This is a genomic window from Mycobacterium sp. 852014-52450_SCH5900713 (genome assembly GCF_001667075.1).
Classification (GTDB): Bacteria; Actinomycetota; Actinomycetes; order Mycobacteriales; family Mycobacteriaceae; genus Mycobacterium.
The window spans coordinates 1-16,937 of record NZ_LZIL01000063.1; the positions used below are offsets into that span (position 1 = coordinate 1).

Below are 16,937 nucleotides of genomic sequence, written 5' to 3' on the forward strand. Positions count from 1 at the left end.
CCCGCCGGGCTCAGCGGAGGAACCGTAGCCATAGTCGTCGGCGTCCTCGGCGCGCTTTACGGGGGTCTGGGCGTCGGCCAGGCGGTGCAGAACGCGATGGACTCGGTGTGGGCCGTCCCGAGAAACAAGCGTCCTGATCCGATTCGCTCACGCCTGCGCAGCTTGATGTTGTTGTTGGTCCTCGGCTCGGCGGCCCTAGCCGCTACCGCCCTGTCCGCGGCCGGCCAGGCCACCGGGGCGCTAGGCGTATTCGGAAAAATCGGCGTGGCACTGGTGGCCGTGGTGATCAATGCGTTGATCTGCCTGGTGGCATTTCGCGTGACGACCGCGCGAGAACTCACCTACCGTCAAGTCTTACCGGGAGCGCTTGCGGCAGCCGTGATCTGGCAGATATTGCAGTGGGGCGGTGCCGGATACATCCGCCACACTGTGAAGACGGCCAGCGCTACCAACAGCGTCTTCGCATTGGTGCTGGGATTGCTTGCCTTCCTTTTCCTGATCTCGTCCGCGCTGGTGCTGTGCGCCGAGATCAATGTCGTCCTGGTGGAAGGGCTTTACCCGCGGGCCTTGCTCACTCCGTTCACCGACGACGCGGAACTCACACCGGCTGACCGCAAGACCTACACCAAGAAGGCAAAAGCCGAGCGCGTCAAGGGCTTTCAGCGCGTCAGCGTCAGGTTCGGCGACCTCCGCCGCAAGGCGGCCGACCCCCCGACGCCGACGACGCCGACCGTCCACAGCCGGCCCGCCGGCTAGTCAGTTACCACGTCCGGTTTGTTGCTGCAGTTCGTCGATGAGCTCCGACGCTTGCGCCTTCGTCAAATCGTCGGGAACCTCGCGCCCTGCCTCCTGCGCCAAGGTGTGCACGTAGCTGCGCTGCGGACCGGTCATCGGCTCGTCGCCGGTCACCCACTCAGACGTTTCCTTCTCGGGATTCTCGCTCGGTGCCTGTCGGTTGTCTGTCATGTCCTTCACCTCCGCGACGAGGGATAGCCATCGCACGTACGTTCGAAACATGGTGCTTTGGAAGAATCGTTGCCATGTCGCGTTCCTTCGACATCCTGATCGAATCGCCCGCCAGCGTTGAGCAGATCCATACGACGTTCGGCCGCGAGGACTACTGGCTGGCCCGCCTGAAAGCCAGCAACGCCCCCACGACGCTCGATTCGCTGGTAGTTGACGCCGACGGCACCGTGACAGTTCGCGCCACCCAGCACGTGGCCCGCCAGGTAATGCCCACGCTCATTGCCAGAGCCGTCCCCGGCGAGCTGAAGATCGTCCACAGCGAGACATGGCGACCAGCCGGCGACGGCGAGGTCCGCGGCCAAATCAGCGTCGTCAGCTCCGGCGGCATTGGATCGGGCCGTGCGGAAGCGTGGATGGCGCCCGCGGGCAACGGCGCGCGGCTGCGCTTCGCCGTGGAGGTCGCGGTCAAAATCCCGTTGGTGGGCCGCAAATTCGAGAAGTCGATGGAAGCCGACCTGACTAAGAGCATCCCCGCGCTACAGCACTTCACCAGCACTTGGATCGCCGAAAACCCCTGACTTCGCGCCGGAAGCTCGTCAGTTCTCCGATGACGGCGACGCGGGATCGACGGCAACCAGTTCGGTGAGGCCGCTGATGGTGAGGATCGGCATCAAGATCGGGTGGGCGATCAGGTGGATGTGGTCGGCGTGGGTGAACAGCGCGTTGATGGCGGCGCTGTCGAGGTATTCGACGCCACTGAGGTCGACCGTGAGCGGGCCGCCGCCGGGGGACTCGCCGCTCGCGCTGGTCAGGGCCTGGACGAACGTGTCGATGTTGCTCAGATCGATCTCCCCCGCGGCGACCAACATCAGTTTCCCGTCGTCTCGGCGCGCGGTGTCGAGGGTGAGCGACGTGGGCATCATGTGATCCTCGCGGATAGGTGAACCGTGGTCCCGGCGGCGTCGGGGCTGATGGTCACGTCGTGCATGAGCCCTCGCATGAGGGCGATACCCCGGCCCCGATGGGGATAGCTGGCCGGTTGCGGAACCTTCCACGAGCCGGTGTCGGTGATAGTCAGCTGCACCTGGTCGACCAGTGCGGTCGCGCCCAGGCTGATCGTGCCTTCCGGCTTGTCGCGGTGACCGTGCTCGATGGCGTTGGCGACGGCCTCCCCGGCGGCGACGAGCACGTTCATCGCCTGTTCCGGGTCCAGACGGGTCCGCATCAACCAGGTGCGCAACGCGGTTCGCGCCGGGGCGAGGTGGCTGACGTCGGCAGGGAACGTCAGCTCCAGCGGCGCGGGATGGCGATAAAGCATCAGGACGACATCATCCTGGTAGCCGCCGTCAGGGGCCAGGCCGGACATGATGTCGTTCGCCAAGTCGTCGAGCATGGACGCGCGGCCGTCCTGCACCAGCCCTGCCGCGCGGGAGATCCCCTGTCCCAGTGCGGTGCGGCGGCGTTCGACCAGCCCGTCCGTGTAGAGCAGCAGGGTCGCGCGCGCCGGCATGGTCACCCGGGCCTCGGGGCGCGACCAGCCGGCTCGTACTCCCAGCGCGATGGTGTGGCCGTCATCGAGGATCTGGGTGGTGCCGTCCGAGTGGACCAGGATGGGCGGCGGGTGCCCGGCGCTCGAATAGACCAGCTCACCGGTCTCGGGGTTGAGCACCGCGCAGACGGCCGTTGTGCACTGGGCGCCGGGCAGCCGCGCGGCGAAGCGATCCATCCCGGCAAGAGCGGCGCCGGGGCTGGGATTCTCGAACAGCAACGCGCGGCAGGCGCTGCGCACCTGACCCATGACGGTGGCGGCGGCGAGGCCGTGCCCCACGCAGTCGCCGACGACCATTGCGATGCGCCCGTCCTCCAGGTCGACGATGTCGTACCAGTCACCGCCCACCTGCAGGGGCCGGCTGGCGGCCTGATAGCGGACCGCGAAACCGTGCGGCAGATCGGCCGGGCCGAGGATCGCGTGTTGCAGCGCCAGGGCGGTCTCGCGCTGCTGGTCGACCTGATGGACCCGCTGCAGCCCCTGGCCGAGCCGGCCTGCGAGCACCGTGAGCAAGGTCTGGTCCTCGAGGGTGAACGCGCGACGCTCGGCCAGATCGATCCAGACGACGAGCACGCCCTCGGGGTGCTGCAGCGCGATGCCTGCGGTCCCGGCCTCGCCCGTTCTCGTGGTGAGCAAGTCACCGTCGCGCAATGCGCTGAGCACCTTTTGGGTGTGGGACGGCAGGTCGCCCCACTGCGCGGGCTCGCCGACCGACACGACGAGCGGCGCGCCAAAGGCCGTTCCGGTGGAGGAAGTGTGCGTCGGGAAGGTGACAGCCAGGACTCGGCGCGCCCGCCACAGTCGGCGCAATTCCTCGGCGGCGGCGTTCACCGCGTCGTCGACGGTGTCCGCCTGGGCGAGTTCCTGGTTGAGCGCGTGTTCACGACCCGCCGCCAACGCCAGGGCGATAGCCGCGTGCCGGGCGAAGTCGCTGACGAGCTCGAGGTAATCGTCGCCGAATGGTGACTGCTGGGGGTCGCGAGCGACCGCGATGACGCCGAGCACCGCGCCGTCCGCGATCAGCGGCATGACGATCGCCGAGCGTTCACCGACGTCGGTGAACCCCTCGATCGGATATTGAAAGGACTCGGTGATCAGCGGTTGGCCGCGCCGCGCGACACCACCCGTAGTGGAGCCGTCCATCGGCACCTGGCGACCGATCACCTCCGAGGAGTACCGCCCCGCCGTCGCGGCCACCACCAGGGTGTCGACCTCGTCGGCAGGCAGATCGGGCTCCTTCGGAATCAGCAAAATCGCCTGTTCGGCGCCGGCCAACTCCAGCGCTCTGTTCACGATGAGCTGCAACGGCCCGGTCTGGGGGTCGCCCGACAGCAGCGCGGTGGTGATCTCCCGGCTGGCCTTCGTCCATCTGGCCGTCTCACGTTCTCGCTCGAACAGGCGCGCGTTGTCGATGGCGGCCGCCGCGGCCGTCGCCAAGGCCCGCACCGCGGCCGCCTGGGAGTCGGAGAAGACTCGGCCGGTCCGGTCGTCGGCGAGGTAGAGGCTCCCAAAGTCCGCGCCCCGCACGGTGATCGGTAATCCGAGGAGGGCCTGCATGGGCGGATCTTGGGCCTGCAGGTTGGCGGCCTGCGGATGAGCACTCACATCTTCGAGACGGAGACCCTCCCCGACCGGCAGATCGCCGAGCCGCCGGGCGGTGTCGTCATCGATTCCCGCGCGGACGAAAGTGGCCAGGGCGCCGTCGGCAGCGCGGATACCCAGGGCGGCGTAGCGGCAGCCGGTCAGCTCCATCGCCCCCTTGACGATCCGGTGCAACGTCACGTCCAGGTCCAGATCAGAACCGATTTCGCTGATGACCCGCACCAGTTGTTCCATCTGGTCGCGGGCTTCGACCAGCTCGTCGAGCTGCTCATGAATCTGGCTCACCAGCTCACGCCGGCCCTCCCAGGTAAACGCCGATCCACCCCCTTCGTTGCCCATGGATACAAACCTAACTGCTCACGCTCGTGAGCATTCCAGTGGCGGTGACTTCGGGCCTGGATACGACGCCTTTACTCGACCTTGACCGTGCATTGAATCCCCCCACCGACGATGGCTGATGTGAGTACGCTTCCATCGGTGGAACTGGGGGTTTTGGGACCTCTCCAGGTCCGGCTAGACGGGGCGCCCGTCACTATCCCGGGCGCCAAACCGCGCGCGATCCTTTCCATGCTCGGGCTGCACGGCGGCTCGGTCGTGGCGGCCGACACGCTCGTCGAGCTCCTCTGGGGCGAGAATCCGCCACGCACCGCAGCCAAGGCCCTGCAAACCCACATCTCCTCGTTACGTCGCACCCTGGGTGACGGCTTCGTTCTGACGGCGGGCGCGGGCTGGACTTTGGCCGAGACCCAGGTTGACGCGGCGCGCTACAAATCGGCAGCCCGACTGGGACGCGACGCCGCGGCGGCCGGCGACACCAGCCAGGCGGTGGCCCGCTTCGAGGAGGCGCTCGCCCTCTGGCGCGGAATGCCCGAGCTGCCCGACGGCCGGCGGGGAACCTCTGAGAAAACGCGATGGATCGAGGGCCACGCCGCGCTGGTGGAGGATCGGGCCGATGCGCTTCTCGCGACGGGCCGGGCCGCGGAGATCATCGGCGAGCTCGAGGCCGCAGTGGCCGACGCGCCGCTGCGCGAGCGGCGTTGGGGCCAGCTGATGCTCGCGCTGTATCGCGCCGGCAGGCAGGGCGAGGCACTTGGCGCGTACCAACGTGCGCGTGCGCTGCTCGCCGATGAATTGGGAGTAGACCCGGGACCGGACCTTCGCCGGCTGGAGGCCGCGATCGTCGCGCAGGACTCTGCGCTGGAAACGCCTGCCGCACAACAGCTCCCGTCCGTGACCCGGGCCGTGACGTTCCTGCTGACCGACATCGAAGGGTCGACGGCCGCATGGGAGGCAGACGCCGGCGCCATGGCGGTGGCGCTGGCGCGACACGACGAGGTCGTCGAGCAGGTCGTGACGTCCCGCGGAGGTCGGCTGATCAAGACGCGCGGCGAGGGCGACGCCACGTTCTCGGTTTTCGAGCGGCCATCGGCGGCCGCCGCCGCGGCCATCGAGCTTCAAGATGCGATCGTCCACGAGCCCTGGGCGCTACGGGAGCCCATGCGCATTCGCGTGGCTTTGCACACCGGGGAGGTCGAATTTCGCGACGGCGACTACTTCGGCCGCGCGGTCAACCGCGCCGCCCGCCTCCGGTCGCTGGCTACCGGTGGCCAGATCCTGTGCTCGGGTGCGACGGCGGAGCTCGTCATCGACTCGCTCCCCGATGATGTCGTGCTCGCCGACCTGGGGACGCGCCAGCTGCGCAATCTCGTGCGCCCGGAACACGTTTTCGAACTTCAACTGCAGAGCACCCTGCTCGACGATCCGGCGGATTCGATCGAGGTGCCTCTGGAGCGCCCGAGCCTGCCCCCCGTGCTCGCCGGGCCAGGGCCGTTCGTCGGGCGCGGGCACGAGCTCGAGCGGCTGTCTTCGGCGTGGCAGACCGCACTCGCCGGCGGCACCAACGCGATGCTGATCGCGGGCGAACCAGGCGTCGGTAAGACGCGTCTGGCCGGCGAGTGGTCGCGACAGGCTTATGAATTAGGCGCTCTGGTCATTTACGGCCGATGCGACGAGGACCTCGGCGCGCCATACCAGCCGTTCGCCGAAGCCCTGCGTTCGCTGGTGCCATGCCTCGCTGCGGGTGGGCTCCGTGGGCTGCGCGGCGTCGAAGCACTCCTCACACTCGTGCCCGGGCTGGCCGACCTGCTTCCCGACCTGGCCGCGCCGACCCGCGCCGACCCGGACACCGAACGCTACGCACTTTTCGACGCCGTCGTCGCGCTGTTGGCTATGGCCTCGGCAAGCGCGCCGGTGGTTCTGATCCTCGACGACCTGCACTGGGCGGCCAAGCCCACGCTGCTGTTGTTACGGCATCTCTTGCGTTTCGGCGAACACGCCCGCATGCAGATCATCGGCACCTACCGCAGCACGGACCTCGACCGCTCCCACCCCCTGGCGGCGATGCTCGCCGACCTCCACCGCGACGGCACGGCCAACCGGCTCAGCCTGAGCGGCCTCGACGAGGACGACGTGACCGCCTACGTCGCCGAGGCGGGTTACAACGACGAAGAGCTCGCCCGGGCATTGGCGTCCGTCACGGGAGGCAATCCGTTCTTCCTCATCGAGGCCCTGCGCCACGTGGATGAAAGCGGTGGACGCTGGGATCAGAGCACCCTGCCACAAGGGGTGCGGGAGGCAGTGAGTCGCCGCCTTTCGCGACTTCCGGCGCAGGCGAACAAGGCGCTTGCCGCAGCCGCGGTCGTCGGCAGCCGGTTCGCCTTGGATCTGGTGGAACGCGTGGTGGAGGAGGACCTGGTCGACGCGTTCGACGAGGCGTGCAAGGCCGGCATCGTCATCGAAGAGCCCGGCGGTCGCTACCGGTTCAACCATGCGATCGTCCGACAATCGCTGCTGGCCGAGTTGCCGTCGGTGCGGCGCATGCGGCTGCACCAGCGCATCGCCACAACGTTGGAAAGCGAGGCAGGCCCCGACGACGAACTGCTCGCCGAACTGGCGTACCACTACTTCGAATGCGCGTGGGCGGGGAACGCGGCGAAGGCGGTCGAATATTGCCGGCGGGCGGCGGACCAGGCGATGGCACGGCTCGCCTATGAAGGCGCCGCCGACCTCTACGACCGGGCCCTGCACGCACTCGAAGAGATCGACGAGGAGTTGCCCGACCGCGACGACCAAGCTGCGGCGCTGCTGATCGCGCGCTGCGAGGCACTGCTGGCCGCGGGCGACGTGGCTTCGGCGTCCGATGCCGTCGCTCAATTGCAAACGGCCACGGTCGATTCCGCCCAACTCGCGGCATGGGCCACCTGCTTCGACGGTCAACTCTCGATGCTGACCCACCCGGAACGACTGGACGACGTCGCTGCCGCGGTCGGCGCGGCCGCCGAAGAGCTCGCCCAACTCGGCGACGCCGCTGGAGAAGCCATGGCACACACCGTTCGTGCCGGCTGTCTCGCCCGGCTGGGCAGGATCGGCGACTGCGAAATCGCCCTGGACGACGCTCTTTCAGCGGCGCGACGCGCGCGTGAACACCGCCGGGTGAATGCGGTTCTGGCGAACGCGCCGCTTGCCGCGCTGTGGGGCCCCAATCCCGTTCCGCGCGCGGGTGGACGATGCCTGGATGTGGTGCGGCTGCTCCGAATCACTACCGACTCACCGGCGGTCGAAGCGACATCGACGCGGTGCCAAGCGGTGTTGGAGGCTTTCCGCGGTCGGGCGGCGGCGGCGCGGCGGATGATCGACTCGGCCCGGCGTACGGCCACCGAGATTGGACTGCGCCATTCTCTCATGGAGGTTGAGCAGTTCGCCGGGATCGTGGAGCTGGTGGTCGACGAGCCCACGGCAGCCGAGCCACCCTTGCGCAAGGCCTACAACGGCTTTCGTCGCATGGGCCTCGACGCCGATACCGCCGAAACCGCGGCGCTGCTGGGCCGCGCTTGTCTCGCGCTCGACCGAGACGCTGAGGCCGACGAATTGTGCGCCGAGAGTGAGCGTCTCGCCGGTCATGCGCTGAAGGCGTCGATCGCCTGGCGCACCCTTCGGGCGCGGTTACTATCGCGGCGCGGTGACCACGGCGCGGCGCGGCGGCTTGCCCAGGAGGCCGTCGCGCTGGCCGAGCGCACCGACGCGCTGGTGGATCACGGCGACGCGTGCCTGACGCTGGCAACGGTTTCGGCCGCCGCCGGCGACCTTGCCGGTGCGCGGGCCGCCGCCGAGCGGGCAGCCGAGTTGTACGAGCGCAAAGGCGCTGCGGCGCTTGCCGAAAAGGCGCTCGACGTTCTCGGTGCCGAACAACCACCCACCGCGCCTCCATCCGAACCGGCCGTCGTCGAACCCGAAAACGCTTGCGTGCGAGCGGGACAACGCGTGGCCGCCGCTATCAATACCGGGAATTGGGATGAGTTCGAGCAGCTCTATGCACGCGCGGTCACCGTCGAGAGCCACCGGAAGATCGTTGGCTTCACCAGGGCTGACCTGCCGTCGGACGATTGGGCACTCGAGAATAGGCGGGTCCTTGAGGCGGGCGGCGTGCGGATCACTTCAGTCGTCATCGCTGTGCGAGGCGAGCGCCTAGCCCTCGCTCGATTGGCGGTGGGCACTGCGGACACGAGTCCTGGGGCGCCGGCGGACGAATTCTTCAGTATTTACGGCATCGATGAGGACGGCCGAATCGCCTCACAGGTGTGGTTCGACATCGACGACATCGATGCCGCTATGGCCGAGCTCGAAGCCCGATTCGAGGCGGAGCACCCGGTCACGCGGCGGCTCGAAAACACGGCGGCGCGCGTATTCGAGCACGTCTGGTCGCATTTCGCGGCGCACGACTGGGACGCCCTGGCGAATACCGTCGCCGACAACTATGTGGGCATCGATCACCGTCGGGTCGTGAATGCCGAGACCCAACACAGTCGAAATGCCGTGGTGCGGGATTTGCAAGCGGCCGCCGAAGTCGGCTTCGCGATCTCGATGGTGAGCGCCATGGCGATTCGCGGGGAGCGTCTCGTCCTCGCACGTGTTCGCGCCGCCGGCCGCGACCCCGAGTCGATTCAAAACGATGCCCTCAACGTCGTCGAGATCGACGCCGACGACCGGATCGCGAACGTCTTCACGTACGACGTCGAAGACATCGGCGCCGCCATCGCCCAGCTCGATGGCCGTTACGTTGCTGGCGAAGCTGCGCCTTATGCGTCCACGTGGTCGGTGATTACGCAGGCATACGCTGCGCTCAACAGATTCGAGCTGCCGGCGACCGCGAGGGACTTTGTGAGCATCGACCATCGGCGAGGGGCCGCGTTCGCACCCGGTGACCTGATCGCTTATGTCCGTGCCGCTTGGAATCTCGCACAGGACGGCACGACCCACATCGAGTCTGTCCATCGGCTGACCAACGTCGGAGCGATCGTCACCCATGTAACGCGTGGAACGTCGCAAGAGGGCTTCGAAGCCGAGTGGCGGGAACTCTTCTTACTGGCTGTCGAAGGGGAAGTGATCAGCTGCTGCGAGTTATTCGACGAGGAAGACCTAGACCTCGCGATCGCGAAATTCGACGAGCTGACCCGCCCGGCATCGCATTTGGAAAACGCGGCAACGCTGGCATTCGACCATTTCTGGTCGCACTTCGCCGCCCGCGACTGGGATGCGCTGCGCGAAACCGTCGCCGATGGCTTCTCCGGTGCCGACCACCGAAGGGTGGTGAATGAGGGAAGCCGGCGCGGTCGAGATGCCGTCATCGACAATCTGAAGGTGTCCGCCAACATCGGCTTCACGATATCGACGTTGGATGTCGTCGCCACCCGCGGCACGCACCTCGCTTTGGCACGGGTACGCACCTCCGGCACCGATCCCGACACGATCCAAAACGATGCACTTAACGTCGTCGAGGTCGACGCCGACGGGCGGATCACGGCGATCGTCGTCTTCGATCTCGACGACATCGACACTGCCTTTGGAGAGCTTGATCGTCGCTACCTCGCCGGGGAAGCGGCTGCCTATGCCCGCACCTGGTCGCTCCTTTCGGAGGGCTTCGCAGCGCTGAACCAGCGGAGAATCCCACCAACGACCTCTGACTGGGCGACCATCGACCATCGACGGCTTGCACCAATCGGTGCCGGTGACCTGGGCGCGTATCTCCGTGTTGCCTGGGAACTCTCGCCGCAGTCCCGCATCTACATTGAGGCTGTGCACCGGCTAGGCAATCGCGGCGCGGTGATCACCCACGTGGCAATCGGGACCTCGCCAGACGGTTTCGACGCCGAGTGGCGGGTGACCGACATAGTGATATTCGACGGCGACCGGATCAGCCACAGTGAGCTTTTCGACGAGACAGACCTCGCCGCCGCCCTCGCGAGATTCGATCAGCTCACCCGGGTAGAACCGCGCCTCGAGACCACGGCAACCAAAACGCACCAGCGCCTGCAGGCGTGCTTCGAGGCCCGCGACTGGGACGCGATATCCGAGATACTCGCGAAGGACGTTTCAACCGACGATCGCCGTCGGCCGGTGAATGCCGGCACGCGAGAGGGCCGCAGCGCCGTACTCCAAGAGATGTCGGCAACCATCGGAATCGGCGTTGAGAGCTTGACGTCGGATATCATCGCCACCCGCGGCGACCGCCTCGCGTTATGCCGCACCCAAACCTGGGGCCGCGACAAGCGCCCGGAGGCATTCCACACCGATGTTTTCGACGTCGTTGAAATCAACGCCGAAGGCCGGCTCACCGCCCGGATCATCTTTGATCTGAACGACTTCGAGGCCGGCATCGATGAGCTCGAGGCGAGATACATCGCTGGCGAAGCGGCAACGCATGCGCGCACGTGGTCGGCCATCGCGCGAAGCTTTGCGTCGATCAATCGGCGCGAAATGCCTCCGACAACGCCGGATTGGGTAAACATCGACCACCGCCGAGGGACCTCGATTGCACCCGGTGAAATGGCTGCCTTGATGGGCGCCGCATGGAGTTCTACGTCTGATCTGAAATGCTTCATCGAGTCGGTGCACCGTCTGAACGATCGCGGTGCGGTCATCACCCACGTGGCGAATGAGACCTCAGCAGACGGATTCCATGCCGAATGGCGAGTCATCAGCGTCATCACGGTCAAAGGCGACCTCATCAGCCGCACTGAGGTATTCGACGAGGCAGAGCTCGAGGCCGCGCTGGCGCGGTTTGAAGAGCTAGGCCGCACGGCGCCACGGCTGGAGAACGCGGCAAGCCAAGTGGGAAGGCGGTATCTAGCGCGTTTTGCGGCCAGCGACTGGGACGCCATGACCGAGATGCTGGACCACAACTTCGTGAATGACGATCGCCGCCGCGTGGTGGGTGCCGGACCGCAACATGGCCGAGACGCCCAGATCGCCGACATGCAGACCGTCGCCGACCTGTGGACGGCAAGCGTGGTGACAAACGTCGTGGCGATTCGCGGCGACGGACTTGCCCTCATGCGCCTGCGCTTCGCTGACCATGATCAAGGGCCCGATGCCTTTCTCACAGACGTGTTCGGCGTGCTCGAAATCAACGCCGCCGGGCGGATTACCGCGGTCGTCTTCTTCGATAGCGACGAGGGCGACGCCGCCTACGAAGAACTTGATTCCCGTTACCTGAAAGGCGAAGCGGCTACTCACTCGCGGGCTTGGTCAGTCATCATGAATGGTTATGCCGCACTGAACCGGCACGAATTGCCGCCGACTACGCCGAATTTCGCAAGCATCGACCACCGCCGAGGGACGGCATACGCCCCCGGTGAGCTGATTGAATACGTCCGCGCGGGATGGGACCTCGATCAGCGAGTTTGCACCTACCCAGAGGTAGTGCATCGACTGACCGACGTAGGAGCCGTCTATACCCATGTCGCGCATGGGATATCGCGCGAGGGCTTCGACGCTGAGTGGCGAGGGATCAGCCTCGTGACGGTCGACGGTGACCTGGTCAGCCGCTCCGAAGTTTTCGACGAAGCAGACATTGATGCCGCGCTTGCGCGCTTCGAACAACTCAGCCAACTGACGCAACGACAGGAAAACGCGGCGAGCCGTCTATACGAACGGTTCAAGGCGGCTTATGCGGTTCGTGACTGGCGCGCGGTAGCCACGATGCTAGATGACGACATTCGGAGCGAGGACCGTCGCCATGTAGTCAATTCAGGCCTCCGACAGGGGACCGACGCGGTGATCGCCGAGGTCTCCGGGCTGTGCGAGGCCGGATTCGACATCACCTCAGAGGTCGTCGCCACCCGTGGCGACCGCCTTGTCCTGAACCGCATCCGAACCACCCTCCGCGGCCAAGGAGTTGATGGCTTCCACGCATTCGCTCTCGACGTCATCGAGATCGACGCCGTGGGCCGCGTCGTGGCGCGCATCGTGTTCGACGTGGAAGACCCGGACGCGGCGTTCGGGGAACTTGAGGCTCGGTACCTCGCCGGCGAGGCGGCCGGCCATGCGCGTACGTGGACGGTCATCGCCGACATCTACGCTTTGTTCAACCGGAATGAGCATTTCAAAGTGGACTGGGTCATGGTCGACCACCGGCGTGGCACGCCGTTCGCGTCCGGCGACCTTCCTCCAGCTCTCCAGAACTTCTTCGATCTGACGCCGGAGTTTGAGGTCCGCATCGAAACGGTGCACCGGCTCAACGATTTCGGGGCTGTCATCACACATGACTCCCATGGGTTCTCGGCTGACGGCTTGGACGTCGAATGGCGCATGATCCAAGTCCTCATCGTTGAAGGCGACCGACTCACCCGCTGCGACCTGTTCGACGAGAGTGAGTTGGACACAGCGATCGCACTATTCGATCAGCTCAGTCGTCCGACACCCCAGCTCAAAAACGCGGCAAGCCTCGTGCTCGAGGAGTTCCTCGCCCACTTTGGGGGTCGCGACTGGGATGCCATGGCAGAACTGCTCGCCGACGACTTTCGCTCAGACGACCGCCGGTCCGTCATCAACGCCGGAATCCGACGCGGTCGAGACGCCGAGATGGCGAATTGGCGTGCCACTGGCGAGGTCTGGACGACTGATGTTCGGGCGACCGTTATCGCGACCCGCGGAGAGCGCCTCATGCTCTCTCGTTTCACCTTCGCAAGCCAAGAATCGCTTCCCGAGGCTTTCCAGGCTGCGGCGCTTGCCGTCATCGAGGTCAACGACGACAACCGATTCGGGTCGACCGTGGTGTTCGACCCTGACGATATCGACGCCGCATTTGAAGAAATCGACAATCGTTACCTCGCAGGCGAAGCGGCCCCCCACTCGCACACCTGGGCAGCCATCGCACAGAGCTACGCCACGGTCAATAGGGGCCACCTTCCGTCGACGACAACAGACTTCGCCGACACCGACCATCGCCGAGGAGCAGCGGCGACACCGGGTGAACTTCTCGCATTCCTCCGTAGCGCGTTGGACCAGACGCCTAATCTGACGATCCGCATTGCAGCTGTACATCGTCTCAGTCGATACGGCGCGGTCGTCGCCCACACTGCGGCTGGGACCTCCCCGGAGGGGTTTGAAGCCGAGTGGCGTGAGGTCATCATCTTGGCAGTTGATGGCGGCATGCTCAATCGCTGCGAGATATTCGACGAGGCGGATCTGGATGCCGCCCTTGCCCGATTCGACGAGCTGAGCCGCCCGACGCGGCAACTCGAGAACGCAGCAAGCCGAGCGGAGGACCGCCTCTTTGCGCGCTCGGCGGCCGGCGATTGGGCGGCGGTCGCCGAAATCCTGGCCGGCAACAGTTTTGTCGACGATCACCGTCGGGTGGTGAATGTCGGCGTCTGGGACGGTCGCGATGCCGTGATGGCAAACATGCGCGCCCTGGCCGAGGGCCTCGCGCAGGTAACGCTGACGGTCATCGCGACCCGCGGGGAGCGCCTGGCCCTCATTCGAATCGCCTCCTTCGACCGCGAGTTGCAGCGCGGCGAATTCGTCATCGAGATGCTGGGAATCACCGAGATCGACACAGACGGGCGGATTGCGGCCCACGTCTTTTTCGATGCCGACGACTTTGACGCCGCCTTCGAAGGACTTGAAGCCCGGTACCTCGCCGGAGAGGCAACCGAGCATTCCCGCACGTGGTCAGCCATCGCACAGGCCTATGCCGCGGTTAATCGTCACGAGCTACCGGCGACGACGCCGGACTGGACCAACATCGACCACCGACGAGCAATAGCGTTCGCACCGGGAAATCTGAAGGGATACCTCGAAGCCTCTTGGGACCTGCTCGCGCCGGGGCTCCACGCCTACATCGAAACCGTGCATCGGTTGAACGAGCTGGGCGCGGTAGTCACCCGAGTTGTGGAGGGGACGTCGAGCGACGGCTTCCAGGCCGAATGGCGAGAGATAGGCATCTCGACCGTCAAAGGCGCTCTGATCAACCGCTCCGAGATCTTCGACGAAACAGAACTCGACTCCGCGCTTGCCCGCTTCGACGAATTGCAAGCGCAGCCGCACCGCTTGGACAATGCGGCAAGCCAAGTGAATGAACGATTTTGGACCTGCCTGGCGACGCGCGATTGGGCGACGATGGCCGAGATACTCGCCGAGAACGTTGTGTCGCATGACAACCGTCGGGTTGTCAACTCCGGTGAACTGCGCGGGCGCGATGTGAACCTCGCAAACCTGCGGGCAGTCGCTGACGTCGGTTTCGAGGGCGTTGTCTGGACGGTCCTCGCGCTTCGTGGACAACGCCTTGCCCTCTCCCGCATTCGGTCCTCCGCCCCCGGACTTGAGCCCGGTGAGATTAGCGCGGACATGATCGGCATCGTGGAGATCGACGGGGACAACCGGATGATTGTTCACTCCATATTCGACGCCGACGACTTCGACGTCGCTTTCGCCGAACTCGAAGCTCGGTACATCGCCGGCGAAGCGGCCACCCGTGCGCGGATATGGTCGTTGGTCGCGCAAGGCCACGCTCAGTTCAATCGGCACGAACTTCCAACGATGATGCCGGACGTGGTTTACATCGACCATCGACGGGGCGTCACAATCGAGGGCGCCGATCTGGCCATAACTGTTCGCGCCAATTTGGATCTTCTTCCGCAGGTGCACGTCTACGTCGAGACCGTGCATCGGCTGACCGAACTTGGAGCCGTCGCCACCCAAGTGGTGAAAGGGACCTCACAAGAGGGCTTCGACGCCGAATGGCAAACGATCGCTATCTTCACCTTCGAAGGTGACCTGCTCAGCCGCTACGAAACCTTTGACGAGACGGAGCTCGATGCTGCGCTCGCTAAATTCGACGAGCTCGTCTGCGGTGACTGAGACGGTGCCACGACGACAACCGCTTTATCTGCTAGCGGACAGTCAGCTGCTGTTCTGGAAGCGACGGGACCGGCTGCTCCTCGAGGGAGCCCTCGATGGATTGGCGCGGGACACACCGCTTAGCGCGGCCTACATCGGTGCCTCCAACGGGGACCGCCCCGAGTACTACGGGATCTTCGAGACGGCTATGGATGCGATTGGAATCACCGACCGTCGCATGATTCTTTCGTCCTTCGGCTCCGACGATCGCGCCTTCCTCGAGCGTGCCCGGTTGATCGTCCTCGCGGGTGGCGATGTACGACTCGGCTGGGACACGTTCGAGAAAGCCGGCATGAAGGACGTGATCCTGCGCAGGCACGCCCAAGGGGCCGTCCTGGTGGGCATCTCGGCCGGCGCCGTCCAGCTCGGACGCTATGGAATCGTCGAGACGCCCGAATCGCCCCCGCTTGAACTAGTCGATGTGTTCAACCTCGTACCCTTGGTGGTTGACGCGCATGACGAGCGAGGCGGGTGGGCGCGGCTATCGCGAACCGTCGAAGAGCTCGAGGGATCGGCCGGCGGCCTCGGAATCCCATCAGGCGCCGGAGTCATGGTGCACGCAGACGGCACTATCGAGGCTCTCCGTCATCCCGCGCATGAGTTCCGTTTCGAGGGCGGTCGCGTCACGCACTCGCTGTTGCGCGCCGAAGATGACGGCTGATTTTCTCGCACCGCAACGAAGTTCGGTGCGTGAACATCGCCATCGCGTTGTGACGGTTGGCCGTTGTAATAGTGACTTTCGGCCCGAGTAACCAACCCGGTCGGTGTCCAGAGTTAACACCATGCCAACCGCAGGTAATTGCCGCATAAAGGAGCCAGCTATGTTCTTCGCACATCTGACCCCGCGTCGGCTACTAGTCGGGGCAATCGGTGCCGGCGCAATTACCGGCACGCTGCTATGTAGCACCGCGGCGACCGCCGCGGCTGACTCCCCGCCTCGGCCCCCCGGCTGCACGGCAGCGGATGTAGCCGGCGTCGCGTCAGGTGTCGCGGCAGCGCTCTCGGGCTACCTGTTCACTCATCCGGACCTGAACGAGTTCTACACCGGACTCCAGGATCGTCCCAAAGACCAGATCGGCGACGACGTCCAGCAGTACTTCAACGCCAACCCGGAAGAGCAAGCCGATCTCGAAAACATCCGTCAGCCCCTGGCTGACATCAGGCAGCGTTGTCAGTGGACACCGCTGCTGGGGCAGGGCGGCGCGACCCCTTGAGCGATCGAAACAAGCACGCCCAAAACTTGCCACCGGTCAGAGTGAGGAGATCCCGATGAACGGGTGGGTGCGGCCTTGGACTGCAGGGGCGATAGCAGTATTGACCCTTACCGCGATTCCTGAGATGTATGCCGTCGTAGAGCCTTCCGGTGTGGCCAACGCCGACGTCTGCGCAAGCGTCGGCAGGCGTGTCTCCGTGAGCGGGTGCACCAACGTTGCCGATACTATCAACGCCAATGTCCCGCCACCGGACGCGTATGCACCGCTGCCGCAAGACTTTCCGCCCCCACCCCCCCCCCCCCCCCGCCCCCCCCCCCGGCAAATTTTTTTCGGGGCCCCGCCCGCGGGGGATTTTATACGGGCGCGCC

General features: G+C 65.7%; 8 protein-coding genes. 5 read left to right on the top strand and 3 right to left on the bottom strand.

All coding sequences use genetic code 11. The features are described 5' to 3' along the window. The coding region (locus A5773_RS19095; protein WP_067792143.1) for a YihY/virulence factor BrkB family protein at positions 1-756 on the top strand (756 nt) is incomplete at its 5' end. Here the strand turns inward: A5773_RS19095 and A5773_RS19100 are convergent. Continuing rightward, positions 757-966, bottom strand: coding sequence for a DUF3072 domain-containing protein (locus A5773_RS19100; protein ID WP_066958346.1), 210 nt, complete (start codon positions 964-966; stop codon positions 757-759). 74 nt (positions 967-1,040) lie between these two features. Between A5773_RS19100 and A5773_RS19105 the strand changes: the two genes are divergently transcribed. After that, the gene (locus tag A5773_RS19105; RefSeq protein ID WP_066958292.1) at positions 1,041-1,544 is read left to right on the top strand and encodes a DUF2505 domain-containing protein; all 504 of its coding nucleotides are present in this window, start codon (positions 1,041-1,043) and stop codon (positions 1,542-1,544) included. Between the two features lie 18 nt (positions 1,545-1,562). On the opposite strand, the gene A5773_RS19110 is transcribed toward A5773_RS19105, so the two are convergent. Together A5773_RS19110 and A5773_RS19115 are read right to left on the bottom strand one after the other, a co-directional pair. Further along, a complete protein-coding gene (locus A5773_RS19110) occupies positions 1,563-1,886 on the bottom strand; it encodes an STAS domain-containing protein (protein WP_066958348.1) in 324 nt (107 codons plus the stop codon). Beyond that, a complete protein-coding gene (locus A5773_RS19115; protein ID WP_067792146.1) occupies positions 1,886-4,456 on the bottom strand; it encodes a SpoIIE family protein phosphatase in 2,571 nt (856 codons plus the stop codon). Before A5773_RS19115 ends, A5773_RS19110 begins: the two co-directional genes overlap by 1 nt. Positions 4,457-4,684: 228 nt before the next feature. Here A5773_RS19115 and A5773_RS19120 point away from each other — a divergent pair, with 228 nt between their 5' ends. The 3 genes from A5773_RS19120 to A5773_RS19130 all read left to right on the top strand — a co-directional run bounded on the left by A5773_RS19120 (position 4,685) and on the right by A5773_RS19130 (position 16,569). Next, positions 4,685-15,316, top strand: coding sequence for a BTAD domain-containing putative transcriptional regulator (locus A5773_RS19120; protein WP_232001895.1), 10,632 nt, complete (start codon positions 4,685-4,687; stop codon positions 15,314-15,316). Continuing rightward, entirely contained in the window at positions 15,309-16,016 is a 708-nt protein-coding gene (locus A5773_RS19125; RefSeq protein ID WP_369817376.1) for a Type 1 glutamine amidotransferase-like domain-containing protein, read from the top strand. The genes A5773_RS19120 and A5773_RS19125 overlap by 8 nt, the downstream gene beginning before the upstream one ends. Positions 16,017-16,176: 160 nt before the next feature. Next, positions 16,177-16,569, top strand: a complete 393-nt coding sequence (locus A5773_RS19130; protein WP_067792152.1) for a heme-binding protein — start codon at positions 16,177-16,179, stop codon at positions 16,567-16,569. The last annotated feature ends 368 nt before the right edge of the window (positions 16,570-16,937 follow it).